This window comes from Actinomycetota bacterium (assembly GCA_014360655.1).
GTDB lineage: Bacteria > Actinomycetota > Geothermincolia > Geothermincolales > RBG-13-55-18 > JACIXC01.
The window spans coordinates 76,372-100,785 of record JACIXC010000003.1 but is presented as its reverse complement, the minus strand read 5'-3'; the positions used below and the strand labels follow the sequence as shown (position 1 = coordinate 100,785).

General features: G+C 62.1%; 23 protein-coding genes and 1 tRNA gene. 15 read left to right on the top strand and 9 right to left on the bottom strand.

Annotation, left to right across the window (positions count from 1 at the left end; genetic code table 11):
- Positions 1–2 precede the first annotated feature (2 nt).
- Together H5T73_03340 and H5T73_03335 are read left to right on the top strand one after the other, a co-directional pair.
- The gene (locus tag H5T73_03340) at positions 3–1,367 is read left to right on the top strand and encodes an efflux RND transporter periplasmic adaptor subunit (GenBank protein ID MBC7246799.1); all 1,365 of its coding nucleotides are present in this window, start codon (positions 3–5) and stop codon (positions 1,365–1,367) included.
- Between the two features lie 98 nt (positions 1,368–1,465).
- Positions 1,466–3,784, top strand: a complete 2,319-nt coding sequence (locus tag H5T73_03335; GenBank protein ID MBC7246798.1) for a DEAD/DEAH box helicase — start codon at positions 1,466–1,468, stop codon at positions 3,782–3,784.
- A gap of 480 nt (positions 3,785–4,264) precedes the next feature.
- On the opposite strand, the gene H5T73_03330 is transcribed toward H5T73_03335, so the two are convergent.
- The gene (locus H5T73_03330) at positions 4,265–4,855 is read right to left on the bottom strand and encodes a hypothetical protein (GenBank protein ID MBC7246797.1); all 591 of its coding nucleotides are present in this window, start codon (positions 4,853–4,855) and stop codon (positions 4,265–4,267) included.
- A 333-nt stretch (positions 4,856–5,188) separates the two neighbouring features.
- Between H5T73_03330 and larA the strand changes: the two genes are divergently transcribed.
- Positions 5,189–6,478, top strand: a complete 1,290-nt coding sequence (larA, locus tag H5T73_03325) for a nickel-dependent lactate racemase (protein ID MBC7246796.1) — start codon at positions 5,189–5,191, stop codon at positions 6,476–6,478.
- Positions 6,479–6,501: 23 nt separating this feature from the next.
- Here the strand turns inward: larA and H5T73_03320 are convergent, their stop codons facing one another.
- The 3 genes from H5T73_03320 to larE all read right to left on the bottom strand — a co-directional run bounded on the left by H5T73_03320 (position 6,502) and on the right by larE (position 9,441).
- Positions 6,502–6,966 (bottom strand): TIGR00725 family protein, encoded by a 465-nt coding sequence (locus H5T73_03320; GenBank protein ID MBC7246795.1) that lies wholly within the window; start codon positions 6,964–6,966, stop codon positions 6,502–6,504.
- Positions 6,967–7,101: 135 nt separating this feature from the next.
- Positions 7,102–8,310: a nickel pincer cofactor biosynthesis protein LarC gene (larC, locus tag H5T73_03315; protein MBC7246794.1), complete on the bottom strand. Its 1,209-nt coding sequence runs from the start codon at positions 8,308–8,310 to the stop codon at positions 7,102–7,104.
- A 285-nt stretch (positions 8,311–8,595) separates the two neighbouring features.
- A complete protein-coding gene (gene larE / locus H5T73_03310; GenBank protein MBC7246793.1) occupies positions 8,596–9,441 on the bottom strand; it encodes an ATP-dependent sacrificial sulfur transferase LarE in 846 nt (281 codons plus the stop codon).
- Between the two features lie 299 nt (positions 9,442–9,740).
- Here larE and H5T73_03305 point away from each other — a divergent pair, with 299 nt between their 5' ends.
- The 6 genes from H5T73_03305 to H5T73_03280 all read left to right on the top strand — a co-directional run bounded on the left by H5T73_03305 (position 9,741) and on the right by H5T73_03280 (position 14,185).
- Positions 9,741–10,373 (top strand): DUF4446 family protein, encoded by a 633-nt coding sequence (locus tag H5T73_03305; protein MBC7246792.1) that lies wholly within the window; start codon positions 9,741–9,743, stop codon positions 10,371–10,373.
- 23 nt (positions 10,374–10,396) lie between these two features.
- Positions 10,397–11,245 (top strand): prephenate dehydratase, encoded by an 849-nt coding sequence (pheA, locus tag H5T73_03300; GenBank protein MBC7246791.1) that lies wholly within the window; start codon positions 10,397–10,399, stop codon positions 11,243–11,245.
- A gap of 335 nt (positions 11,246–11,580) precedes the next feature.
- Positions 11,581–12,870 carry a serine--tRNA ligase gene (gene serS / locus H5T73_03295; GenBank protein ID MBC7246790.1) on the top strand — a complete coding sequence of 430 codons (1,290 nt, stop codon included), beginning with the start codon at positions 11,581–11,583 and terminating at the stop codon, positions 12,868–12,870.
- Between the two features lie 140 nt (positions 12,871–13,010).
- Entirely contained in the window at positions 13,011–13,271 is a 261-nt protein-coding gene (locus tag H5T73_03290) for a 4Fe-4S binding protein (GenBank protein MBC7246789.1), read from the top strand.
- A 162-nt stretch (positions 13,272–13,433) separates the two neighbouring features.
- Entirely contained in the window at positions 13,434–14,036 is a 603-nt protein-coding gene (locus tag H5T73_03285) for a hypothetical protein (GenBank protein MBC7246788.1), read from the top strand.
- A 61-nt stretch (positions 14,037–14,097) separates the two neighbouring features.
- Positions 14,098–14,185, top strand: a tRNA-Ser gene (locus H5T73_03280).
- A gap of 265 nt (positions 14,186–14,450) precedes the next feature.
- Here H5T73_03280 and H5T73_03275 read toward each other — a convergent pair.
- From H5T73_03275 to H5T73_03260, 4 genes are all read right to left on the bottom strand, one after another.
- A complete protein-coding gene (locus H5T73_03275) occupies positions 14,451–14,795 on the bottom strand; it encodes a hypothetical protein (protein ID MBC7246787.1) in 345 nt (114 codons plus the stop codon).
- Between the two features lie 306 nt (positions 14,796–15,101).
- Positions 15,102–16,022, bottom strand: a complete 921-nt coding sequence (locus H5T73_03270; GenBank protein ID MBC7246786.1) for an HIT domain-containing protein — start codon at positions 16,020–16,022, stop codon at positions 15,102–15,104.
- 453 nt (positions 16,023–16,475) lie between these two features.
- On the bottom strand, positions 16,476–16,724 hold the full coding sequence (locus H5T73_03265) for a transposase (protein MBC7246785.1): 249 nt from the start codon (positions 16,722–16,724) through the stop codon (positions 16,476–16,478).
- Entirely contained in the window at positions 16,655–16,840 is a 186-nt protein-coding gene (locus tag H5T73_03260; GenBank protein ID MBC7246784.1) for a hypothetical protein, read from the bottom strand. The genes H5T73_03265 and H5T73_03260 overlap by 70 nt, the downstream gene beginning before the upstream one ends.
- A gap of 550 nt (positions 16,841–17,390) precedes the next feature.
- Between H5T73_03260 and H5T73_03255 the strand changes: the two genes are divergently transcribed.
- On the top strand, positions 17,391–17,660 hold the full coding sequence (locus H5T73_03255; protein MBC7246783.1) for a hypothetical protein: 270 nt from the start codon (positions 17,391–17,393) through the stop codon (positions 17,658–17,660).
- 41 nt (positions 17,661–17,701) lie between these two features.
- On the opposite strand, the gene H5T73_03250 is transcribed toward H5T73_03255, so the two are convergent.
- Entirely contained in the window at positions 17,702–19,405 is a 1,704-nt protein-coding gene (locus H5T73_03250) for an AIPR family protein (GenBank protein ID MBC7246782.1), read from the bottom strand.
- Positions 19,406–19,639: 234 nt separating this feature from the next.
- Between H5T73_03250 and H5T73_03245 the strand changes: the two genes are divergently transcribed.
- The 5 genes from H5T73_03245 to H5T73_03225 all read left to right on the top strand — a co-directional run bounded on the left by H5T73_03245 (position 19,640) and on the right by H5T73_03225 (position 23,905).
- Entirely contained in the window at positions 19,640–19,840 is a 201-nt protein-coding gene (locus H5T73_03245) for a helix-turn-helix domain-containing protein (protein ID MBC7246781.1), read from the top strand.
- A 59-nt stretch (positions 19,841–19,899) separates the two neighbouring features.
- Positions 19,900–20,304: a hypothetical protein gene (locus H5T73_03240; GenBank protein MBC7246780.1), complete on the top strand. Its 405-nt coding sequence runs from the start codon at positions 19,900–19,902 to the stop codon at positions 20,302–20,304.
- Positions 20,305–20,690: 386 nt separating this feature from the next.
- Complete coding sequence (locus H5T73_03235) at positions 20,691–22,178, top strand: ATP-binding protein (GenBank protein ID MBC7246779.1); 1,488 nt, start codon at positions 20,691–20,693, stop codon at positions 22,176–22,178.
- A 225-nt stretch (positions 22,179–22,403) separates the two neighbouring features.
- Positions 22,404–23,051: a hypothetical protein gene (locus H5T73_03230; protein ID MBC7246778.1), complete on the top strand. Its 648-nt coding sequence runs from the start codon at positions 22,404–22,406 to the stop codon at positions 23,049–23,051.
- 443 nt (positions 23,052–23,494) lie between these two features.
- Positions 23,495–23,905: a hypothetical protein gene (locus tag H5T73_03225; protein ID MBC7246777.1), complete on the top strand. Its 411-nt coding sequence runs from the start codon at positions 23,495–23,497 to the stop codon at positions 23,903–23,905.
- Positions 23,906–24,414: the final 509 nt, after the last annotated feature.

Here is a 24,414-nt window from a genome sequence, read left to right as displayed (position 1 = left end):
GCATGAAGAGGATCCGGATATGGTCGGCCGTGTTTCTCCTGCTGCTCATAAGCGGATGTTTCGGCGGGCTCCCGGAAGGGGTGAAAGTCGCCGAGGTCGGCAGGGGCGACGTGAGCAAGGTGGTCACGGCGGTGGGCACGGTGGAGGCGGCGAGTCCCGTTGACGTCGTCTTTCCCGTGGACGCCGTCATCGCCGAGCTGCGCGTGAAGGAGGGCGATTACGTTTGCGCGGGGGACGTCCTCGCCTCGCTGGACAGGGAAGGTCTCGCGGAGCTGGCTGCCAAGGCCAAGGCCATGTACTATATGGGCGCCGGCGCCTGGGACGTAACGCAGAGCCAGTTCGCGGGCATGCAGGCCGTTTACCAGGGGGTGGAATACGCCTCCCGGGCCTACCTCGAGATGCGCGAACAGGTGGACATGGCGGTGCTCAACCTGTATGACCTGGCGCCCGTCCTCGTGCCCTTTCTCCCCCCGGAGCAGCAGGAGTTCATCAAGTCGCTGCTCGCGGAGCAGAGACAGGATTACCTGCGGGCCATGGCCGCCCGCCCCGCCCCGCCCGCCGTCTCCTACCCGGGATATCCCTCAACCGCGCAGGCGGCGAAAGAGGCGGTGATGGAGGCGACCGGCTACCAGTACAGGCGGGCCGAGGAGGCGCTGAAGAATCCCTACATCACCGCTCCCGTGTCCGGATACGTGCTCTTCATGCCCCCCTCGGGCGCCCTTTCCGCCGACCTCTCCGGCATGCTGGGCGGACTCACGTCCCTGGTCTCCAGCATGGGGGCACTGGGAGGGATGTTGGGCGGGGACATGGGCGCCCTGCTGGGAGGCACCACGGGAGGCGGGGAGCTCAAGGCGGGCAGCAGGATCGCCGCCGGCCGGCCTGTTTTCCAGATACTGGATCTCCAGGACATGCAGGTGAGGGCGCAGGTGGAGGAAGCGGACATACCGCGCGTCCAGGCGGGCCAGGAGGTGGAGGTCTATCTCGACGCCTACCCCGACGCCGTGTTCACGGGCAGGGTGGTGCAGGTGGGCATCAAGGCCGAGCAGGGCTCGGCGGGCACCACCGTCTTCCCGGTGGTCGTCCAGCTCGACCGCGCCGAGGTGCCCCTGCGGGTCGGTTACAACGCCACCGTGGATATCAAGGTGCTCAGCAGGGAAAGGATCATCTCGCTCCCCGTCACCGCCGTCCTCCAGGAGGACGGCGCGAGCTATGTCTACGTGGTGGAAGAGGGCAGGGCGCGGAGGCGCGAGGTGAAAACGGGGGAGAAGAGCGAGGAGTGGGTGGAGGTGGTATCCGGTCTCGTGGAGGGCGAGCGGGTGGTGATAGAGGGGGTGGGCAAGGTAAAGGAAGGACAGAAGCTGGAGTAGCCCGCGTCACGGGTCCGGAACGGCCCCGGGAAGGCCCCGCGGCGGCACCGGGGCACCCCTGCGTCATGGTAAAGACCCGCAACGAAGGTGTTTCATGCATGGGTTTTGAGGAAGTCCTGCGGGAGATAAGCGAGGGATTCGGTGAAGCGCGCCGCACGACCCACCTCGAGGTCATCCCCGCCCGGGACGCACAGATGGTGGACCTGCCCCCGCACCTGCATCCGGAACTGGCGGAGACCCTTCGGGGCATGGGCATCCGCGGGCTCTACCGCCACCAGGCGCGCGCCCTGCGCCTGGTGGAGGAGGGGCGGCACGTGATCATCGCCACCGGCACCGCCAGCGGAAAGAGCCTCTGCTATCACTTACCGGTCTACGGGGAATTACTGGAAAATCCTTCCTCGAGGGCCCTGTACGTCTTTCCCACCAAGGCGCTGGCGCAGGACCAGTTGCGCAGCCTCAAGGAACTGCACGGAGGAGGAGTGGTCTCGGCCACCTACGACGGGGATACCCCCTCCGAGCTGCGGGGCTGGATACGCCGCGAGGCGCAGGTGGTGCTCACCAACCCGGACATGCTCCATTACGGCATCCTTCCCAACCACCGCCTCTGGGGAGGGTTCTTCCGCTGCCTGCGATTCGTGGTGCTGGACGAGGCGCACGTGGCGCGCGGCGTGTTCGGTTCCCACGTGGCCCTGGTGATGCGCAGGCTGCGGCGCGTGGCGGCACACTACGGGGCCCGGCCCACCTTCATCTTCGCCAGCGCCACCATCGCCAACCCCGCGGAGCACGCCACGCGGCTCGCGGGGGTGGAGGTGGAAGCGGTGGAGGACGATTCCTCGCCACGGGGCAGGAAGGTCTTCGCCCTCTGGAATCCCCCCGACATCCTGAGCAGGGAGGGTGGGGAGATACACCGCTCCTCCAACCTGGAAACGGCCGAGCTCATGGCCCGCCTCCTGCGCCTGGGCGTGCGCACCATCGCCTTCTGCCGTTCCCGCAAGGCGGCGGAGCTGGTCTACGGGTACGTGCAGCGGCTGCTGGGCGCGGACGAGCGGGAACTGGCGGAGAAGGTGGCATCCTATCGCGGGGGTTACCTGCCACGGCAGCGGAGGGAGATAGAGAGGAGGCTATTCTCGGGGGAGCTCCTGGCGGTCTCCACCACCAACGCGCTGGAGCTGGGCGTGGACATCGGCGAGCTGGAGGCCTGCATCATGAACGGGTACCCGGGGACCATCGCCAGCACCTGGCAGCAGGCTGGAAGGGCGGGACGCCGCCAGGGGGAGTCGCTGGCGGTGCTGGTCGCCGCGGACGACCCCCTCGACCAGTACCTGGTGCGCCATCCGGATTTCCTCTTCGGGAGTCCCTGCGAGGAGGCGGTGGTCGACCTGGAGAACCCGCGCATTCTGGAGGCGCACCTGGCGTGCGCGGCCTACGAGCTCCCGTTGCGCGAGGAAGACGAGGAGTACTTCGGCCCCGGCATGCGGGACGCGGTGGAGTCCCTCGCCGCGGGAGAGAGGTTGCGGCGCAAGGCGCGGTCATGGTTTTACGCGGGGGGCGCCTCGCCGGCGCAGGACATCAACCTGCGTTCCGCCTCCGGGTCGCTCATCAGCATCGTGGAGAGGGACACGGGGAGCCTGGTGGGCACGGTGGAGGAAGCCTCCTGCTTCTTCCACGTGCATCCCGGCGCGGTCTACCTCCACCAGGGGGATTCCTACCTGGTGGAGGAGCTGGACCTGGAGCGCATGGTGGCACTGGTGGTGAACGCGGACCTGGATTTTTATACCAATCCCATGGACAACACCGACGTGATGGTGCTCGCGGAAGAGAGAAGGAGCATCGCCTCGCAGCGCTCGTGCGGGCTGCACTACGGCGAGGTGGAGGTCTCGACCAAGGTCTACGCCTACCAGAAACGCCGCCTTCTCACCCACGAGATCCTGGAGACCCTGGGGCTCGACCTCCCCACCCAGACGCTGCTCACCCGCGCCCTGTGGTACACCATACCGGCGGAGCGCCTCGCTCACCTGGACCTTGACGAGTACGCTCTCGCCGGGGGGCTGCACGCGCTGGAGCACGCCGCCATAGCCATGCTCCCCCTCTTCGCCATGTGCGACCGCTGGGACATCGGGGGCATGTCAACCGCCCTGCACGGGGACACGGGTCGTGCCACCGTCTTCATCTACGACGCCTACCCCGGGGGCGTGGGCATCGCGGCGCGGGGTTTCGACCTGGTGGCGTCGCACCTGAAGGCGACGCGGGAGATGGTGGAGGGTTGTCCCTGCCGGGAAGGCTGCCCCTCGTGCATCCAGTCTCCCAAGTGCGGGAGCGGTAACGAGCCCCTGGACAAGCGGGCGGCGCTTTTGATCCTGCGCCTGCTCGAGGAGGACCTGGCGCCGCCTCCCGGCGGGCGGCAGGGCACATCCTGAACGCGGCGACGGCGGGTCCGCCTCCGCGTCCCCCTCCGGGTCCAGGCCCTCCGTGCAGGTGCGCATACCCGGCGCCGCACCCGCCGCACCCTATCGCGCAGGGCGGGCCGTGACCCGCGCCCGCCGCGCCGCTTGTCCTTATGGTAATATATACCAATTACGCCGTAAGCTATATGTTAAATATTGTAAATCAGGTCGACATGTTCACGGGGCCCTCCCGCACCTCCCGGCGCCCTTGCATAGCAAGCTAATATGCGATAACCATGCGCATTTGCGCGCTTTTGCCGTGCCAAAAATACCCCTCGATTTTTCTAATCATGTGACCCCTGGTTGCCGATAATGAATAACGGAGAGGGAGACCGCGGCGATGGTCAACCTTCCAAAAGAGGTGGATAGCGAGTGTTTTGACCACGACTCTCCCTCTCCCTTTGTTTTGCGCGAAAACGGGAGAAAGGACCGCGTTCTTGCCCCACTCCCGGCTCACGTTCGGGAAAAGATGTCGTTCCAGGAGGCCCGGACGGCGGCGAGGACGGGAGTGTCGATGCGCGGGGGCACCTTCGCGAGGTAGAGGCGTGCGGCCTCCCTGAACTCGGGCCGTAACCCCCGCAGGTAGGCGACGACGTTCTCGGGCGTGAGCTCCCGCCGCGCCTTCTTCTCGAAGTCGGGCTTGAGGTCGTTCCATATGATGACCTCGATAGCGTCGCCCGCGCGTCCCTTCTCCTCCGCCCAGCGCCGCAGGGTCTCCAGGTGTTCGTCCACCGTGCGGCACCAGTATTCGCCGCTGCACAGGTCGAGGAAGCCCACGTTCTCCGGCTTGCACTCCGCGGCCTGCGCGAGGAACCACACCGCCTCGCCCACGCTGTCCGTCCCCATGTAGGCCCAGTACACCTGCTGGGGCACGGCTCCCCTGCAGAGGGAGAGGGCGGGAAACCTGCGGGGGGTGAGGCGGCAGAGTTCCACGGGAAGGCGCGGGCCGTCCTCGCGCCACCCGCCCTCCCCCAGCGGCAGCTTCCCGGGTTCCTCCACCAGCGGATCCCAGCCCAGCACGACGATGCGCGGCAAGTCTCCCACCTCCCGTCGGAGAGCCTCGCTTTCAGGCGCCCTCTCCGGCCTCGTTTTTCGGGATTATCATTCGGCAGGTAGACGGTCACGCTGAAGACCCGCGGCGGCACGCGCCGCGGCTCCCGGCACGGGCTCCTTGCCCGGGCGCCGGGATTCCCCGCCGCGGCGCCCAGCCCTTCCGGGCGCCCCGGCGGGACGTTTGGCCCATTGTGGTCCGGCGGCGGCGGCCGCCATTCTTTCGTCCGCATCCCGTGGTGCGCGGTGCGCGCGACCTTACCGGCCTCTCGTGCCGGTACCACGGGAGCGTTTTCACGTGGAGCGCCTTCTGGTAGATTTGAGAACATGAGATTCACGTGGGAATTCGGCCGCGGCACGCAGGACTTCGAGGTCCCCGACCACCTCTACCTGGGCACGGTTGAAGGCGATGCGGTGGAGCCCATGCCGGACCTCGGGGAGGCGCTGCGGGAAGCCCTCGCGCGCCCCGTCGCTTCCCCTCCCCTGGAGGAACTGGTGCGGGAAGGGGACCGGGTGGCCGTCGCCTGCCCCGACTTCCACCGCCTGTGGGTGCGCTCCCGCGTCTGGCTGCCCCTTCTCGTGTCCCACCTCAACCGCTGCGGCGTGCGCGACCGCGACATAACGGTCATCATCGCCAACGGTACGCATGCCCCTCCCACCTATCGCGAGACGAGGATGATACTGGGGGAGGACTTCCCCCGCGACGTGCGCGTGGTGAGCCACGACGCGCGCGACGAGGCGTCCCTCCGTTACCTGGGAAAGACTTCCAGGGGCACCCCCGTGTGGGTCAACCGCCACGCCCTCGAGGCGGACCACGTCATCCTCACCGGCGCCGTCGTCCCCCACGCCTTCGCCGGCTACGGGGGCGGGCGCAAGGCGGTGCTTCCCGGCATGGCGGGCATGAAGACCATACTGGCCAACCACCGCCGCGCTCTCAGCGATACTCCCGGGGGCGGCATCCACCCGGAGGCGCGCCCGGGGGTGCTCGCCGGGAACCCCGTGCACGAGGACATGCTGGAGGCGGCGCGCATGCTCGGCCCCCGCTTCATCGTCAACCTCGTCCTGAGCGAGGAGGGCGATTTCCTGGGCGTCTTCGCCGGCGACCTGGAGGAAGCCCACGCGGAGGGATGCGACTTCGTCTCGCGGGCCTTCCGGGTGGAGATCCCCGCCAGGGCGGATATAGTGCTCGCGTCCCGCGGCGGCTACCCCATGGACCTCACCTTCTACCAGGCCTTCCAGTCCAACGCCAATGCCCGCGCCGCGCTGCGCGACGACGGCGAGGGGATCATCATCATGGTGGGTGAATGTTCGCAGGGGCTCGGCCCCTACGAGTTCCGCCGCTGGTTCGACATGGGCGGCGTCGAGGAGATGGAAAAGGAGCTGCGCCGGGCCTTCACCGTCGCCGGCTTCGTGGTCTTCCGGGCCGCGCTCCTCGCGCGCCAGGCGAAGAAGGTGATGCTGGTCTCGGGACTGGACCCCGGGGTGGTCAGGCGCATAGGCATCGTCCCGCACCGCAGCATACAGGAGGCATTGCGGGAGGCCATGGACGCCCTGCCGGGAGGGAGGGTCCTGCTCATGCCCCACGCCTCCCAGACCATACCATCGCCCGCCTGCTGAAAGGGAGTGGGCGCCGCCGCGGATCAGCGTTCCGGGCCCATCACCGCGGCGACCGCCTCCTCGGCACTCGCGGCGCGGATTATCTTCTCGTCGGGAACCCCCTGGCGGGATATCTCCCAGCTGGATATGGCCACCACCTTCTTGCCCATCTTCAGGGCCATGGCTATCTCGGAGAGCGTCCCGTATTCCCCGCCCACCGCGATCACCGCGTCCGCGCTGCGCACGATGATGGCGTTGCGCGCCTGACCCATATCGGTGGCGATGGGGTGGTCGACGTAGGGGTTGGCGTCTCCCCGGAAGGGGCCGGGGAGGATGCCGATGGTGGTGCCCCCCGCCTCCCTGGCTCCCTTGCAGGCGGCCTCCATGACCCCGCCCAGGCCGCCGCATATGATGACGGCGCCGCGCCTGGCCACCAGGTTGCCCACCTCGTAGGCAATCCTTTCCTCCTCCTCGCTGCAGAACTGGCCTCCGATGATGCCTACGTACACGCCTCGCTACCTCCTATGTACCGCTACATTCACCGCTGTACGTCCGCCCTTGCCCCGGGGGCACCTCTCTCCTCCGCGCGGGATCCCCCCGGCCCCTTTTCACGCCTGTCCGCGCGGGATCCCCCCGGCCCCTTTTCACGCCTCACTCTCCGGGCCGCCCTCCTCGCGCACGACAAGGTAACGCGCCGCCTCCTCCGCCGCGGCGTAGACCTCCTTTAATGGGACGCCGTGCTTCACCGCGGCCTGCCGGCAATCCTCGTATTCTGGGGCGATGTTGACCGCCTTCCCCTCCCGGTAGGCCAGCTTCACCCGCACCCGCCCGAAGGCCGTGTCCACCTCGATGATCTCGCGGTCCAGGTACTCCTTGTCCACCTCCTCCACGCGTATCCCCAGGGTCTTTGTCTCCGCGAAGAGGACCTCCTTGATCTGCTCCTCGAGGGAGGGGGGCACCAGCATGCACAGGGTCACCGCGGGCCGCGACTTCTTCATCTGGATGGGATAGAGCCAGACGTCCTCGGCGCCGGCCTCGAAGAGCCTCTCCATGACATAGGGATAGAGCTCCGGGTTCATGTCGTCTATGTTGGTAGAAAATACCAGGCGGCGCTCGCGGCTGCGTCCCCGCGCCGGCGCCTCCCTCTCGCCCAGCATGCCCCGCAGGACGTTGGGTATCTCCAGGTCCCGGTCGCCCGCGCCGTAGCCCACGGCCTGCACGCGCATGAAGGGGAGCAGGCAGAAGTCGGAGGCGAGCGCCGCTACGATGGCCGCGCCCGTGGGGGTCACGATCTCGGTGGGTATGCCGCTGGAGTACACGGGCACGTCCCTGAGTATCTCGGTGACCGCGGGCGCCGGGACGGGGTAGACGCCGTGGCTGGTCTTGATCATGCCCGTGCCCATGGGGAGGGGGGAACAGAGAAGCTCCTCCACCCCGAGGTATTCCAGTCCCCGCACCGTGCCCACCACGTCCACCAGCGTATCGGCGCTGCCCAGCTCGTGGAAGTGGACGTGTTCTATGTTGCGGGAGTGTATGCGGCTCTCCGCTTCCGCCAGGAGCGCGAAGACGCGCTGGCTCTTCTCCTTGACGTCGCGCGAGAGCTCCCCCTTCGCTATGAGGCCCTTGATGTGGGCGTAGGTCCTGACCACGCCGCGCTCCGGCGCGCGCACGTGCACCTTGGCGGCCCCGATGCCCTTGCGTTCCGTCCTTGCGGCGCTTATCTCCACCTCGACGAGCCCCAGGGCCGCCGCCGTCTCGCGGAAGAGCTCGACGGGGACGCCGAGGTCCACCAGGACCCCCAGCATCATGTCCCCGCTGATGCCGGCGAAGGCGTCTAGGTAGAGAGTCTTCATCCGTCCACCTTTCCGCGGACGTCACGCACGGAACCGTCCCCGCGCGTGCCCGCCGCCGGAAACACCATCACCTGCGGCCCCATCGCGCGCCGGCCCGCTCCCGGCGGGCTCTTCTCCCGGCCGCGGCGGGAGCCCTTCCCGCGCCTGGCGCCCTCCGCGGGCCGCAGGCGGGGACGGTTTCCCGCACGAGTCGTCCCCTTGCCACCCGCCCGTTTCATTGCCGGTACATCCCTTTCCGGCCCCGGCCACGGGAAGGGGATACGCCGCGTCCTCTCCCGCGCGAGGTCAACCCTGAAACAGCGTGAGCACACGACCGCCATTGCGCTTCCCGTCCATGCTGCCGCGGCGGTAGCCCTCGAGGTCGAGTTCGACGCGCCGGAAGCCCAGCTCCCTGAACTTCTTCACCAGGCGCTCTCTCCTTTCCTTCCCATCGAGAAGCCGCATCTCCTCCCGCCCGGCCTCGATGCGCGCCTGGCCCGGCCCGTCTACCCGCACCCGCAGCTCGCGCAGCCCCAGGCCCTCCAGCCACTCCTCCGCAGCGTCCACCCTGCGCAGGAGCTCGGGTGAGAGCTCCGTGTCATGGGGGAAGCGCGTTGCCAGGCAGGGGCGCGAGGGCGCGTCCCGGTTCGGAAGGCCGTACCATGCGGCCAGGGCGCGTATCTCGGCCTTGCCCAACCCCGCGGCTTTCAGGGGACTGGCGACGCCTTCCTCCTCCAGTGCCCTCTCCCCGGGACGGTGGGAAGAGGAGTCGTCGGCGTGTGACCCATCGAGAACGGCCGCGAAGCCCCCGTCGGCCGCCAGCGTCTTCAAGCGCCCCAGAAGATGCTTCTTGCAGAGGTAGCAGCGCTCGCGGGGGTTCGAGGCGAAGCCCGGCACGGAGAGCACGTCCTCCTCCAGCACCGTGCACGGAAAGCCCAGGGCCGCGGCTATATCCACCGCCCTGCGCAGCTCGCGCGGGGGAAGGAGGGGGGAGGAGACGATGACCGCCCGCATGCGCCCTGCGAGCTCGCGGTGGGCGAGGAAGGCGAGCAGGGTGGAATCCACCCCTCCCGAGTAGGAGACAAGCGCGGAAGGGAATGACGCAAGCGTTCCCCGCAGCTCCCGCAGCTTCCTTTCCGTTCGCGCATCCATGTCAACACCACGCTTTTTTTCGAGTATAGCACGCGTCGGGCGCGCATCCGGCGACCGCCGGCGCGCGCGCGAAAAGCCGGCGCGCGCGCGAAAGGAGCGCTCCGGATGGGGTACGCCCTTTTCGGCGGCGGCGGCACCCGGGGCGTGCATGGGGAACCGCCTTCGGGAACGCGCGGGTTCGCTGCCGTATCCCGTTAACGGGGTCCGCGCGAGAGGGACCCGGGCACGGGATCGGGTTCCGGAACGCACGCACGCGGTGCAAGTCGCGGGCACCGCGCGTGAACGCTTTCCGCGTTCATATGGTATCCTTTTGGGGAAAGGAGGACGGGTCATTGGACACTTTGCGCGACAACGCCGGGGTCTTGATCGCCCTGCTCTTCCTGGGCGAACTGGCGCTCTTTGCCGCCATCTTCGTCCTTTTCCGCCAGTTGAGCCTGCTGCGCCGCAACATCACCATCCTGAAGAGGGGGGCGGAAGGATCGAGCCTGGTGGAGAAGGTCGCCTCGCAGGCCCTGCAGATAGAGGACATCTACCACAGGCTTGACGAGCAGGCGGCCCAGAAGGAATACCTCACGGAGGTGCTGGCGGGAGCCCTGCAGAGGGTAGCGGTGGTGCGCTTCGACGCCTTCGAGGACATGGGGGGCAAGCTCAGCTATTCCGCGGCCATGCTGGACGAGAACGGCGACGGCGTCATCTTCACCTCCATCTACGGGCGCAACGAGAACCGCACCTACGCCAAGGCCGTCCTGGGTGGAAGATCCTCCCACGTGCTGTCCAGGGAGGAAGCGGAGGCCCTGAAGCGGGCCCTGAGCGCCAAGCCCCCGCTCATCAGGGCGAGAAAAGCCCGCGAGCAGAGGCTCTTCGACCTCCAGACGGTGGAGGAGGCGGGCGGGGAATCCCGCAGGGAGGATGATGGGTCTTGGGTGATGTGACCCCTCGCGCGGTTTGCCGCAACGTGGCTTACCTCGGCCCCCCGGGGACCTTCACCGAGGAAGCCCTGCTCGCATGGGACGGCCTGGAATACGAGGCGGCCCTGCCCTTCCCTACCGTGGAGGAGACCATCCTCGCCGTGGAGGACAACCTGGCCGACAGGGCGGTGGTCCCCATAGAGAACTCCCTGGAGGGCTCGGTGAACGCCACTCTCGACTGCCTGGCCTTCGAGGCGGAGGACGTCCTCATCCAGGGCGAGAAGGTCTGCCAGGTGAGGCATTTCCTCCTGGCGCGCCCGGGGGTGCGCCTGCAGGACGTGAGCGGGGTGGTTTCCCATCCCCAGGCGGCGGCGCAGTGCCGGCGCCACCTCATGGAGCTGCTTCCCGGCGTGGGTCTGAGCGCCGCCAACAGCACCTCGGAGGCGGCGCGCCGCGTGGCGGAGTCCGTGGAGCCGCTGGCGGCGCTGGGAAGCGCGCTGGCGGCGGAGCTCTACGGCCTGGAGGTCCTCCACGAGGGCATGGAGGACCACCCCGAGAACCGGACCCGCTTCGTGCTCCTGGGGAGGGAGAAGGTGCCCAGGAGCGGGCACGACAAGACCTCGCTGGTCTGTTTCATCCACCAGGACCGGCCCGGCATGCTCCTCCAGATACTGCAGGAGTTCGCCTACCGCTATATAAACCTCACGAAAATAGAGTCGCGGCCGACCAAGAAGACGCTGGGCGAATACTGCTTCTTCATCGACTGCGAGGGGCACGAGGAGGACGAGGTGGTGGCAAGCGCCCTGAAGTGCCTGGACTGCAAGCTGCCGCGGGTGAAGATCCTGGGTTCATACCCCATGTATTCCGCGGAGGACGAGGGGAACGGGGACCCGTAGCAAGGACGGGCGAAAGCCGTCCCGCCCCGGGATACGGGGATGGAGGGAAGGCGCCACCTGCCTCGCAGTCTCGCATCCGGAGTCGACCGCGGGCTCGCGCCGGGACGGCATGGATACCGGTTTCCTTTGAAGGCGTGCGGCGCGGCGGGGCGGGAGGGGGCAGGGATGCGGGTGAAGAAAAGATCCGTGGCCGGGTGGATCCGTGGCCGGGTGCCTGCCCGCAGGCGAGGGCGTTGCGAGGCGGGATATCCCGGATGATGCGGCAGGCGCGGTGTACGCGGCGACATGATGCGGGGCGGCACACCGCGGGATGACCTGGAGCGTGGAGTACGGGAATGCTCGATCTCAAGTTCGTGCGGGAGAACGTTGACCTGGTGAGGAAGGCGGTCGCCGACCGGGGGCTGGAGCTTCCCCTGGACGAGCTCCTGGAGCTGGACGGCCGCCGCCGCCGGCTGCTCGCGGACCTGGAGGAGAAGCGCGCCCGCCACAAGAAGGGCAACAAGGAGATCGGCGAGCGCGTGCGCAGGGGCGAGGACCCTTCCGCCCTGCGTGACGAGATGGGGCGCCTGAGCGACGAGATAAAGGCCATGGAGGCGGAGGCGGACGCCCTCGATGGGGCCATGCGCGAGATACTGGTCCGCGTCCCCAATCTCCCCCACGAGTCGGTCCCGGTGGGGCCGGACGAGACCTGCAACGAGGAGGTGCGGCGCTGGGGGGACCCTCCGCGCTTCGATTTTCCTCCCCTCCCCCACTGGGAGCTGGGTGAGCAGCTGGGCATCCTGGATTTCCAGCGCGGGGTGAAGATCGCCGAGTCGCGCTTCACCCTGCTGCGCGGCAGGGGGGCGCTCCTGGAGCGGGCGCTCATCAACTTCATGCTCGACCTGCACACGCGCGAGCACGGCTACACCGAGGTCTTCCCGCCCATCCTGGTCAACGAGGCCAGCATGTTCGCCACCGGGCAGCTCCCCAAGCTGGAGGCGGAGATGTACCGCTGCCGCGACGACGTCCTGTACCTCATCCCCACCGCGGAGGTGCCGGTCACCAACATCCACCGCGACGAGGTGCTGCGCGAGGAGGACCTGCCGCTCTATTACTGCGCCTACACCCCGTGCTTCCGCCGCGAGGCGGGGTCCTACGGGAAGGACATCCGGGGCCTCATACGCCAGCACCAGTTCAACAAGGTGGAACTGGTGAAATTCGCGCACCCCGAGACGTCCTTCGATGAGCTGGAAAAACTTACCAACAACGCCGAGGAGGTGCTGCGGCGCCTGGGCCTTCCCTACCGGGTGGTGGTCCTCTCCACGGGAGACCTGTCCTTCGCCGCCTCCAAGTGCTACGACCTGGAGGTGTGGCTGCCTTCCTACGGCGAGTACAAGGAGATTTCCTCCTGCTCCAACTTCACCGACTTCCAGGCCCGCCGCGCCGGCATCCGCTTCCGCCCCGCCGGCGGCGGCAAGGCGCGCTTCGTGCATACCCTGAACGGGTCGGGGGTGGCCATAGGGCGCACGGTGGCTGCCATCCTGGAGAACTACCAGCGGGAAGACGGCAGCGTGGCGGTGCCCGAGGCCCTGCGTCCCTACATGCACGGCCTGGAGGCCATCGAGCCGGAGATCATCGGGTCCTGATAACCTCCGCCTGCGCGGCCTCCCCTTTCGTTGACGAAAGGGCGGAAGCGAAGGGCTTCCGTGCCTTCCGGCGCTGTCAGGGCCGTCATCTCCCAAGCAAGTCGGCTACGTTTTTATCCCGCCGAGCCGGATGCGTTCTTGTGCCGTCGACCTCGTCGAGCCCCGGCAGTTGCGACGCCTGCGGGACCTCCCTGGAGCGCTGCCCCGTGGACGCGGTGGTGGAGGGCGGGGAGTGCGTGGAGATCGACCCCATGCGGTGCATAGGGTGCGGGGTCTGCCTCTCGACCTGCCCGCGGGAGGCCATGTCGCTGGTCGAGAGGGAGGACGCGGGGGCCCCGCCCCTTGATTACCATGAGGCTCTGGAGTGCATCTCCCGGGAGAGGGGCCTGTCCTGGCGGTGATGGGCGCCTTCAGCGGGTCCGCTACCGGCGCAGGTCCCGGTGGGGACCTTGACAGCCGTTCGGGGGAGATGCCAAGAGTAATATCAGGGGCAATGATATCAGGGGCAATGATCGGGGGGACGAAAATCGGGCGGCCGCGCCCGAACGGCAGGTGAGAAGAGCGTGCAGAGGGACGACATCCTGAGGCTCATGCGCCGCATAGTCCGCGATTTCGCCCCTCTCCTCCCCGGCATCCGCCTGGAGGTGGTCTCACCGGAGGGGTTCCGGGCCCGCCTGCGCGGCAGGCCCCTGCTGGCGGACGAGGCCTCGCTGCGCAAGGCCCTGCAGGAAGGCGAGGGCCGCGGCTCCGGCCGGGCATCATCCGTGAGGCGCGGGGAGCAGGCGGAACCCGGTGAACCGGGGGAGACCGGCGAACCAGTGGAAGCTCCGGTTCCCGGCGAGCCGGGGGAGTCCGTGGAGGCGCCGGTTCCCCTGCTGCATACCCTTCCCTCCACCCGCACCATCATCGTGGAGATGGAAGGACTGTACGAGAAGGTCAGCCGGGAGGACAGGCGACTGCACCGTCCCCTGGTGGAGGGGATGATCCTGCGCGAGGTCATCTACCTGGCTACCAGCCGCCAGCCCTTCCCCGACCCCCGCGCCCGGGCGGAGGCCATCCTGCGCCGCCACTGGCCCTTCCAGTTCGCCGCCCTGCGCAGCGTGGGCCTCACCATGACCGGCTTCGGCCGCCCCGCTTCCGGGCCCGAGCTGGCGAAGGGCAACTGAGCCCGCGCGAGTCCCGCCCTCCCGTTGCCGGATGCGCGTCGCGGCAAATAAAATGGGCCTTGGAGGGGTGGCAGAGCGGACGATTGCGATGGTCTTGAAAACCATTGGCCGGCAACGGCTCGCGGGTTCGAATCCCGCCCCCTCCGCCACATAATGTGCGCCTTGAACTGGGTTTTACGTTAAACCCAACCCTTCCGAAAAAACGCCGGCTCTGCCGGTTTCTCTTCCGTGCCAGTTTTATGCCCTTTATGGAAATTGGCCGGGCTCGAAAACATGATGGATACCCTATGTTTTCCTGGGAAGAAAAAGCAAACCAGGAAAGCACTTGCATGAAAAGACTCGGTTAGAACGTCCACCGCTATCTGTCATAGTCAAATACAAGAGAAAGTTATTGAAGACCATCGAGGAACGTATTCAGCTGATATCGAAGAACTTATTTCCGTATGCTTTGCTTGCGATCAATCGATCATACCAAAATGGCGAAATGCTGCCTCTATGGCTGACCTCCTGTTCTCCGGGCAAGGCACCATCCGCGCTCCCTTTCGCCTGGGTGATTGACGAAGCGGCAAGCCGTTCAGCTCTTTGCAGTGCGCAATCCAGCACCCTTTGGGCTTCCAGCCGTAGTTTTCCTTCACCCAGGCTTCGATTTCCGCATAAGTAGCCATTCCTAACCTCCCGGTCGTTGTGTGCTTCCTCAAATACTTTCCCTGTTGCTTTATCGCTTAAACAAGTCTTCTTCCGACCCTTCAATAGCGTCAAGAAATTTGCTCCAGAGACCTAACCTTCCTCAAGTACTCGGAGCAGGTGCGTCCCTATATCTACACCACCAACCAGCTGGAGAGGGCGGGTAAAAAAGGTGAAGAGGCGAACCAAGACCATCGAGGCTTCTCCTCGGAGGAGAGCCTCGTATCCGTGCTCTATCTCATACTCAAATTTGAGAACGAAAAGCTGCAACAGAGACGGTTCCGGGGTTTCAACAATTTGGTGTCGTCAGAGGAAGGCTAGAGCAATGGACACAAATTCCTTGACGCTATCCGATAGTAGGGAAAGCGAGAATCCCATTTGTTAATATGACATTCTTGAAGGAATTACTCCCCTAACCCCCCCTCGCGGCTTAGGCGTATCTCCATTTCTGCGTGGGATAAGATGAAGATGGGCATGGAAGATCGTTTGCCCTGCTGCAATGCCGCAGTTTGTGCCGATATTGAAGCCCATAATCGATGGATCATCCGTCATGGCCTTGTTGCGCAGATAGACAATCAGGCGATCCGAATCAGATTTTTCGCGCGCATTCATTGAAAAGTAATCCGGTATATGACGATAGGGGATAATGAGCATGTGCCCAGCAGTGACCGGGTGCTTATCTCTGATTGCATACACGTTCCCATATTCTTCAAATATTTCACGTGGTGAGCAAAACGGGCATCCAGGTTCTGGGTTAGAATCGCATGACTTTCTGAAATCCGTGCGGTCTTTGTTGCTCTTTGCCCTGTTGCATTTCGAGCAGAGGACCTGCAAGTTGGCGAGCTCATTTTTCCCACCTCTTGAACGCGGAATGATGTGGTCTATTTCAAGCGGCGCCTCATTCTTGGTAGCGCCACATAAAGCGCATCTTCCGCCCGATGCTTTAAGGGCTTGATAGCGCAGGCTGTCTGGAATTGGCTCCGTTTCGCCTAGGCGATAATCCCAGAGGGACAGGCCCTTTTTCCCTAAAAACTCCTGCATTTTTTGTTCACATATCATCTTTACGGTTAATCTCTGCTGGAAATTTAAGCGCTCCGTATTCAAAGTTACGAGTTCGCCGTCTTGTACTATTACTTTGTGGTTTTTCAGAACCTTTAGGGGCATCTGTTTTATGCGTTTTTCATAGAATATAATCTGGCTCTCATCTTGAGCCAGAAAGGCTTGGGCCAGTTGTCGGATTGTCGCTGCACCCCCGGAATCAATCAAACTCTTTATCAAAAGAGGCTGGTAAATGTGGCTCATTCTCATGCGGTTCTCCAGAAAGTCGATCAGCTCATCGTATGTCATTTTTATCTCCTTGCTCGGGATCTATTCGCCTTATTGATCAATACGCTTAACGCCTCTATCTGATGATTGACAATGTTTGTACTGCCCATGATTTCTCAAAATAGCTGCCTTCATTAACTTTAATCTCGTCCTTGTGTGAGAATGCCACTATGTGCTTATCACACGGCTCTTATGCAGCTTTAACCCTTATTATTAATCACATGTGCCAGCTAGTTTCGGCTTAACCCTTATAAATATTATATATAAAGTAGCAACCTCCTGTATTATCCGGGTTAACAGGTGGGTCATGTCAAAGATTCTGCTGAAATTTGCTTGAGGTGACTTCCCCTCCAGTTCTCGTTCATATAGTCAGTGAACCCGTAGAAGATGCGGTTGGCCGAGTCGGCGTTGGGGAATAGCCCCATGGGGCTAGTCCCTTCTCCTCGCCTCCCGGATGGCCTTTTCTAGGATGTTGGTGGTCCGTATCTTCCTCCGCATCTCCTCGGGGAAATCATAGAAGTGCAGGAAGCTGTAGAGTCCTTTCTCCAGGCAGCGCACTGCCCGTTCCTCCTCCTTGATCCACTTCTTTCTCCGGGCATTGAAGCGCCTTAAGGCTTCCTTTTTATTGGGGGCTCCGAAAATCGGTCTGGCCTCTTCCTCGTCGGCGGGCCGCCCCACTTAAGCACCCTGGTCATCGTTCTGGGGTGCACTCCCAGCTTGTGCGCGAGGTACTTCTTGTAGGCATCTCCCTCATGTTGTGCTTTGATTTCCATATAGTCATCCTTGCTGATCATCGGTACCTCCCTGGTAGTGATTGGACACCCCTTGCCGGGTTGTAGCCGATGACAATCGGGGAGACTCTCTCTTCCCAAGGTGACTTTTAATTTCGCTGATCTCTGTACTTTTATCACCGATGCTGAAAGTTCTACCCCGCCATACTGCCGGGCATGAGGAGGGCTTCCGTAGATCTGGGCAACCTCGTCCTTTCCGTGTTCTCCTGCGGTGTGAACACAAGGAATATCTACACCACCAACTAGCTGGAGAAAGCGGGCAAAAAGGTGAAGAGGCGAACCAAGACCATCGAGGCTTCTCCTCGGAGGAGAGCCTTCTTTCCGTTCTCCATCTTATCCTCAAGAACAAGAACGAAAGACTTCAGTAGAGGAGGCTCCGGGGTTTTGCAAAATTGAGGTTGGAGGAGGAAGGCTAGGTGGCGGACACGAATTTCTTGACGCTATCCATAAATCCGAATCCTACATCTTGCGCCACGTCTTCTGTTCCTTTCTGCCCCTCCTCCTCATGCACGAGCTCAAGACAAGGACCGAGGGCGCGTTCGAGTGGTAAGAGATGAAGCGGTATCTCGAGGCCCTCTACAAGGTGGAGGTGGAGCAGGATGGGAAGACCTGTATCCTGAGAAGCCCATTGCAAGGTTGTGCCGGCCAGGCATTCAAGGCCTGCAGGGTGGCGATGCCGCCGGCGGCAAGAGAGCCGATCCAAATGCCACGGCCCTTTTCCGAGGGTGAAAAATGCCCTCCTGCCCGGGAGTTTAGAAAAGTAACTGTTCAGGATGAGTTAAGATTCCAAAAAGCCCTCACCGTTATCACATTAACTAACTAAGCGCCGCTACTGATCTTGCGCGCAGTTTAAAATTACTATAGCTACTTTAATGCTTTCTGAAATCCCTGCCTAACTCTCTTCTGATATTTACGTTGGAATTCTTTAAGCAATTCACGATTGTGTTCTTTGCTCTTGAAGAAGTTGTTTGCGCTTAGATTAGGATCTTTACTAGCTAGCTGAATCCACCTGTTCCATACCGCATTGAACATATCTTCAATCGTTTTTACTAAGGGATTTTTTGGATCCCAATCAAGTCTGCTAGGTTTGTTTAGAACCGCATCATACCATTTATGAATATTCTGGTCATTTTCCACACATGCCCAGAGTAGCATTAGACAAGAAAGCATTGCATGGCTGCGCTCTCTGCTCACTGTTCTGCTGCCCTTAATAGGATTCTTTAGCGTTGTCTGTAGCAATTCGTAAATCCGATATTGGAAATATATCTCTTCAAAGGGAGCACCAAACAACTCATTATAGCGTTCATCTCTAAATAGATCTTCGATGGTCTTCTTTGACGCCTCCACCCCTCCCTCTTTATCCAGGCAACACACGCGTATTTGAGCAAGACGCTTGATCGTTAGGTTCTTATAGCCTCGGCCGCGCATTGGTTGCTTTATTAAAGCCCATTCTCCCCTTTTCCTCTCATAGTGAACTTTTTTATCGAGGAAATAGCGTGCAAGTTTAATTTGGAATCGATCATTCGCTCTTAAATCATATAAGTACATGCGGTTTTGTTGGTTTGTGCGGCATATAATATCGTTTACGAAATTATCAGCGAGTCCCACCTCTGGGGGAACTTCAATTATTCGGGTGAGCACAAATGCACTATCATTTCGCTTCGTTGAATTGCGTAGGGCTAATAATGTCTGTGCCCCGTTTATTATGAATGGGTTTTCTATTCTCATTTGTTTGCCGGTTGATACAGCCTTGGTACAAATCATTGTAATACCATTGTGGCTGTACCAGAAGTCCGCGGGGTTTTGTTCGTATGTATTTTTGATGCCCTCGCTAATCTGTTTTGCAGCTTTGTCCGGCAATTCTGTCCTGACATTTCTCGCTAGACAACGAAGACCCTGCTCATCTTCAATGTATGAAATGAAATCCACGACTCTGGCCTGTAAAACGTAGGATTTCAAGCCCTTTACTCGGTCATCTATGGTAATTGGATTCTCTTTGAATGTTAGCTTCATCGGTAGTGGCATGGGGGTTGCGTCAATTTCTGCCAGCTGAAAAAGCATTAGATTATCCACTCCATACTTGAAGTTGGTAGGATCTATGTCTCTAAGTCTCTTTTCCCCTGCAGGAGACCTACTATTTAATGTGGTGATTAACCAGATGACGGAATTGGGATCCTTACTCATATTCTTACGTATTTTTCTATAAGGAATATGAAGTGGTCTTGCGACGGTATCCAAGTAACTGTTAAACGCATGATCGCTAGTGAAATTTCTCCTTACTTCGTTGAGGCTTGTATACTTGCTTGGGCTCAGCGCGGGAGCTTTCTTACTCTTAAAGAATGCTTCTGTATATGCACCTTGAATCACATAGGTATAATCACCTTCGAAAACTACCGCGTCTATACCGCCGTCGTTTGAATGTACTCCCGTGATTATTTTTTTGTCCTTTGGAGCTGCATATGCGTTATCTACAAACCATGTTACAAAGGCAGATTCGATTCCTGAATATGAGTACTCCTTCATGGTTTCTTCTAGCCGTCTTCTAAAGTCAGCTTTTGGCGTCTCCATGATTACCCCCTTGACTCCTTAGGCCTATACTATCTTTCATTGCAATGACTGCATGTTATTCGGTATAGCCATATTATAGCTTAACTCGTCTTAGGAGTGGATGAGCCACTGAATCATACTAGTTAATAGCTTAACGGACATTAACTCTCTTTGATAAGCAAAGCGGTCACCCCGTCACTTTGGGTACAATTGACAGGATGCAAGAACCGTCAAACGTGCTGAAAGGAAACCGTGATGACTGCTAAAGAAAAGACAGCACAGGGGAAATTGTACAAGCTACAGCTGGCGGAAGAACTGGTGAGCGTGAGTAAGGCCTGCAAGATCATGGGATATTCCAGATCCCAGTTCTACAAGATCAAGAGAGCCTTCCAACCCGGGGGGTTAGAAGCGCTCCTGGACCGGCCTCCCATCCCCGCGTCCTTTCCCACAAGGTAGCGGAAGAAATCGAGGCCAAGGTCATAGACCTCACCATCGAGCATCCCTCCTGAGGACAGATGACGGTAAGGGACGAGATGATTATGCGGAGCGTGGTCCTGGAAGCCACAAAGGTGCGCGACATCTGGATGCGGCACGACTTGGGGACGAGGTACGAGAGGATGCTCAAGCTGGAGAAGAGATCTGCAGGCAAGGGTTTCAACTTGACCGAGGAGCAGATACGCCTGCTTGAGAAGCACAACCCGGAATTCGCCGAGTTTCACATAGTGATGCTGTATCCAGGCTATCTGCCCAGCAAGAACACCTTCTACGTGGGCATGCTCAAGAGCGTAGGCAGGCTGTCCGAAGTTCGACAGTTACTAGATGAGCGAATCCCGGAAAACGTATTTACAATGGGATTGTGGGATTTCAGCCAAAATGGGCGTGTAACTAGGCGGGCTGCTTCCTGGCTTTTTTCGGGATGATTTCGGTGATCAGGAGCGGCTCGGGGATATCCAGGGCAGAAAAGATGCGCCTCTGAGCGGGATGGTCTCTGCACTCTGCTTCAGGAGCCGTCCGGACCGGAGAAGGTCCCTAGGTGCATGCGGTCCAGCGCATTTCTTATATTCCTCCAGGTATCGCAGCACCTGTAGAAAAGGAAAAATCTCCGTTCAGGAGATTGAAACGATTTCAGTTCCTTCGCCAGAACCCGCATGGATACTGGGTAGAAAAATAAAAATCTCCGTTCAGGAGATTGGCTAAAACCAAGCCATGCCACTGAAACGGAATTGTCACCCCCCGTGCTACATTAAAACACTTGCCCGAGGGGCAGGAGCCTGCAAGAGGCATACACGCAAAGGATGTCGAGGGGGTGAGCGTCATGGTCGGCAAGGAATACGCGAGCAGGGACATCGACGCGCAGCTCCGCTACATGGAGGCCTTCTACAAGCTGCTGCGCATGAGGGAAAACGCCTGGAGGATGCGGGAAGGCATGGCCCCGGAGGAGGGTCCCCGCGGCGGAACGGGCCCCTCCGCGGCAAGCGCCGGGAGCCCCGCCCCGGGTGCCGGCGCGGAAATGCGCAGGCTGGAGCGCGCCGTGAGTTCCTTCGAGGCCAGGCTCAAGGAGAGCCCGCAACGCTACCCCCTGGAAGCCTTCTGCAGGGCCCACCGCCTGAACGCCCTGGAGCGCTTCATGGTCACGGCGGTGGCGAGCATCACCCTCTACGGGGAGGACCACGACGGTCTGGAGGCGGGGATGGAGGTGCGCAGGCTGGCCAGGCTCTACCACCACTCCCCGCGCAAGCGCCTGGAGGCGGAGTTCTACTTCACGCGCGACTGCAAGCTCCTGCAATCGCGCATCCTGCGCCTGTGCCCTCGCGAGCCGGGGACGCGCGGCGGGCCCTCGCCCGCGGGGCACCTGCTCGCCATCCGCGGCGGCGCCTACCGGGCCCTCATGGGCCGGGACCGGCCGGGACCCGATCGCGCCCGCCGGGAGGGGCTTCCCGGCCCGGAGGGGCGTGACGACGGGGAGGGGCTGGGAGAGCTCCTGGAGCCCCGCGTGGGGCTGGAGAGGGTGGTCCTGCCCCCCGAGACCCTGGAGGAGATACGCTCGGCCCTGGTCCTGGAACGGAACCGGGAGGTCCTCTTCGGCTCCTGGGGGCTGGGGGAGCAGGCGCCCAGGGGCAGGGGGGTCTCCATGCTCTTCTTCGGCCCGCCCGGCACCGGGAAGACCATGGCCGCGGAGGCGGTGGCGCGCGAGCTCGGGAGGAAGCTGCTCTGGGTCTCCGGCTCCGACCTGGTGAGCAAGTGGCACGGCGAGGAGGAGCGCCGCACCGCCGCCGTCTTCAGGCGGGCGCGCGCCGAGGAGGCCGTGCTCCTCTTCGACGAGGCCGACTCCTTCTTCTACGCCCGCCACGGCGTCTCCCATTCCACCGACGTCGCCGACAACCGCGCGGTGAACGTCATCCTGGGATGCCTGGAGGACCACGCCCTGCCGGTGGTCCTCACCACCAACCGGGCGGACGCCCTGGACCCCGCCCTGGAGCGCCGGCTGACCCTGAAGGTCGCCTTCGGCGTGCCGGGGCCGGAGGAGAGGGAGCGCATCTGGCGCCTGCACCTGCCGTCCGGCCTTCCCCTGGCCGAGGACGTGGACGTGGCCCGGCTGGCGAGGGTCTACGAGCTCGCCGGCGGGAACATCAGGAACGCCGTGGTGACGGCCGCGAGGCGGGCCATCGCCCGGGCGGGGGACGCGGCCTCGGCGGTGGTCGCCATGCGGGACCTGGAGCGGGCCTGCCGGGACGAGTGCGAGGGCGGCGCGTTCTCCGCGGGCGGGAGGAGAAAGGTGGGCTTCCTGGCATGACCCAAACAGTTGGCGCCACCGCATCCGGCAATTAGCGCGCAGTGCATCTTTGCTCTAGCCTGATGCTAGAATAGTGGTATCTGGAGGTGCAGATGGCAGATCCTGGTGGCACTTCAGGCTTAAAGCTCCTCATTCGAGCTGGCCCGGATATAGTCGGAGATGTGGAGAGTATCGGTAATACTTGACTGCTGAATAACGGGACTTTCAGGGGAAGGAGAGAGAAACATGGCTGACAGGCTGGCAAATATAGAACTGATACTGTCGCAGTGCTATGAAGGGGCGGATATCATAGAATCAACTGATTCATTTACCCCGGAGCTTCTTGGACTGGGCGAGAGACTGACGCTTAAAAGCGGCGAACTTCTGGATATAGCATCAGAGGAAGCAGAACACCTGGAACGGGAACTCATAGAAAAGGGCACTAAGTCGGTATATCTTCCGCGGCTCAGGGATTATATCGTGGACCTTAAATCCGCGGCGAGATGCCTGGCCACCCATTTGAAGGTATTAAAAGATCTTTATGAGTGGATAGGGGATGAAGAGAGGCATGATTCCATAGACGAGGGCCTGGCCGTGTTCGCCAAGGCATCTGAGACAATGAGCGAGATTGAGCCCCCAACATCTATGGAAAAGCTATGCCAAATTCACGAGCTCGCCTTGAAGAATTTTAATGAATATGTAGCTATCTATACCAAGTTAAAGCGAGCAAAGGATGAAGGGGATGTCGAGGGGTTGAGGGAAGTAGAATCAGACTTCTATAGGCTAGAGGCGGAGCAACATCTCGAATCGATAGAGATGTTCAGTTTGAAGGATGAACTCGAGAAGGCTCAAGAGATGCTAGGGGATTTGAAGCAGGAGATCGGCGGGCTATAAGAGTAGTGATTATGTGATGAGAGGATAGAGAAAGAGACATTGCAGCAGGGCGAGAGGGATAGCGTCAAGAGATTTGGTCCAGAGACCCAGCCTTCCTCAAGTACCCGGAGCAGGTGCGTCCCCATATCTAAGCCGACAACCAGCTGGAGAGGGCGGGCAAAGAGGTAAAGAGGCGGACCGAGACCACCGAGGCTTCTCCTCGGAGGAGAGCCCCCTTTCCGTTCTCCATCTTATCCAAAAGATGGCTTGTTGAGGTTTTGTCGGGTTGAGGCGCCTGCTTTTTCTGGACGGCAACCTCCCCCGAGATTAAAGGCGCCCAAGTCCCCCCGCCTCCGGCAAGGGGACACAAGCCCTTCTCCCCCCGAGGTCAAAGGCGTTCATTCGCGATTCCGACTTATACTATGCGGATGACGTCCTTGCTTACGCGGAAAGGGGGTCTGGAAGTGAAGCGAGTAATGGTGCTCACGTTGTTCGCATTCCTGCTGGTATCGCTTCTGGCAACCTCTGCCGGATGCGGCGGCTCGAATGGCGACAGCGGCAAGAAGGACGGGGCGGTGGTGAACGGCCAGCCTGACGGAAGCGGAAAAGGAGGGGGCGAGGAGGGGTACTCCGTCGTCGGCACCTACCAGTCGGCTGAAGGCAAATACGTCACCCTGAAAGAAGACGGGACCTTCAAGACCGACGCATGGGCCTCGCAGGAGGGCAACTACGTGTATGCCGAGCACGAGGGGGGCAAGTGGGTCAGCCTCTTCTTCAGCGACGGTTCCACGCTGAGGATGAGCGTGATGATCGCCGAAGACGAGGTCGCGGCGATCGTCGACGACAAGACCATGACCCAGTACACCAAGGAGTGAACGGGTGGGGCCGCGTCTTCGATCCGCGCTTTCGCATACGCTGCGAGGAAAATCGCGCCGCGCGATCGGAAGACCGAGGACGCGGCCCCCGCATCCCTCGCGATGATTCCGGGTGCTCGCGCAGCCTGACGGAGCGGGCGGGGTGGCGCGGCTTGGCCGGGGCCCGGGATTCGATCCGCCGTATGCGCTCGCGTGGGGATGGGGGCAGCGGCAGGCGGTCCGCCTCGAGGCGAGCGGTGGGCGCCTTCGCCTTCTCGGTGATGCGGGAGCGGCGTTCCCCGGCCCAAGGCTACGTGGGGGAGCAGCCGAGGGGGAAGGAGCGCCGCGGCGGGATGGGGAGAGCCCCTGCGGGATGAGGGCCTTTTCGGGCAAGGGGAAGTGGCGCGAACGATTGCGGGAGCCCTCTCGCCCCTCGGGAGGGAGGCAGGCTTGAACGTCGCCTCCGCGCTTTTCCGGCCCCCATGGTCGGGCAGGCGGCGCGGGAAAAAGAAGGTGGGTGGAAGCGCCGT

Bases quoted from the DNA above. Each gene is read 5' to 3' on its own strand.
- H5T73_03340 (MBC7246799.1), top strand. From the start codon at position 3: ATGAAGAGGATCCGGATATGGTCGGCCGTGTTTCTCCTGCTGCTCATA.
- H5T73_03335 (MBC7246798.1), top strand. From the start codon at position 1,466: ATGGGTTTTGAGGAAGTCCTGCGGGAGATAAGCGAGGGATTCGGTGAA.
- larA (MBC7246796.1), top strand. From the start codon at position 5,189: ATGAGATTCACGTGGGAATTCGGCCGCGGCACGCAGGACTTCGAGGTC.
- larC (MBC7246794.1), bottom strand. From the start codon at position 8,310: ATGAAGACTCTCTACCTAGACGCCTTCGCCGGCATCAGCGGGGACATG.
- larE (MBC7246793.1), bottom strand. From the start codon at position 9,441: ATGGATGCGCGAACGGAAAGGAAGCTGCGGGAGCTGCGGGGAACGCTT.
- H5T73_03305 (MBC7246792.1), top strand. From the start codon at position 9,741: ATGGTATCCTTTTGGGGAAAGGAGGACGGGTCATTGGACACTTTGCGC.
- serS (MBC7246790.1), top strand. From the start codon at position 11,581: ATGCTCGATCTCAAGTTCGTGCGGGAGAACGTTGACCTGGTGAGGAAG.
- H5T73_03270 (MBC7246786.1), bottom strand. From the start codon at position 16,022: ATGAGCCACATTTACCAGCCTCTTTTGATAAAGAGTTTGATTGATTCC.
- H5T73_03260 (MBC7246784.1), bottom strand. From the start codon at position 16,840: ATGATCAGCAAGGATGACTATATGGAAATCAAAGCACAACATGAGGGA.
- H5T73_03255 (MBC7246783.1), top strand. From the start codon at position 17,391: ATGAAGCGGTATCTCGAGGCCCTCTACAAGGTGGAGGTGGAGCAGGAT.
- H5T73_03250 (MBC7246782.1), bottom strand. From the start codon at position 19,405: ATGGAGACGCCAAAAGCTGACTTTAGAAGACGGCTAGAAGAAACCATG.
- H5T73_03245 (MBC7246781.1), top strand. From the start codon at position 19,640: ATGACTGCTAAAGAAAAGACAGCACAGGGGAAATTGTACAAGCTACAG.
- H5T73_03240 (MBC7246780.1), top strand. From the start codon at position 19,900: ATGACGGTAAGGGACGAGATGATTATGCGGAGCGTGGTCCTGGAAGCC.
- H5T73_03230 (MBC7246778.1), top strand. From the start codon at position 22,404: ATGGCTGACAGGCTGGCAAATATAGAACTGATACTGTCGCAGTGCTAT.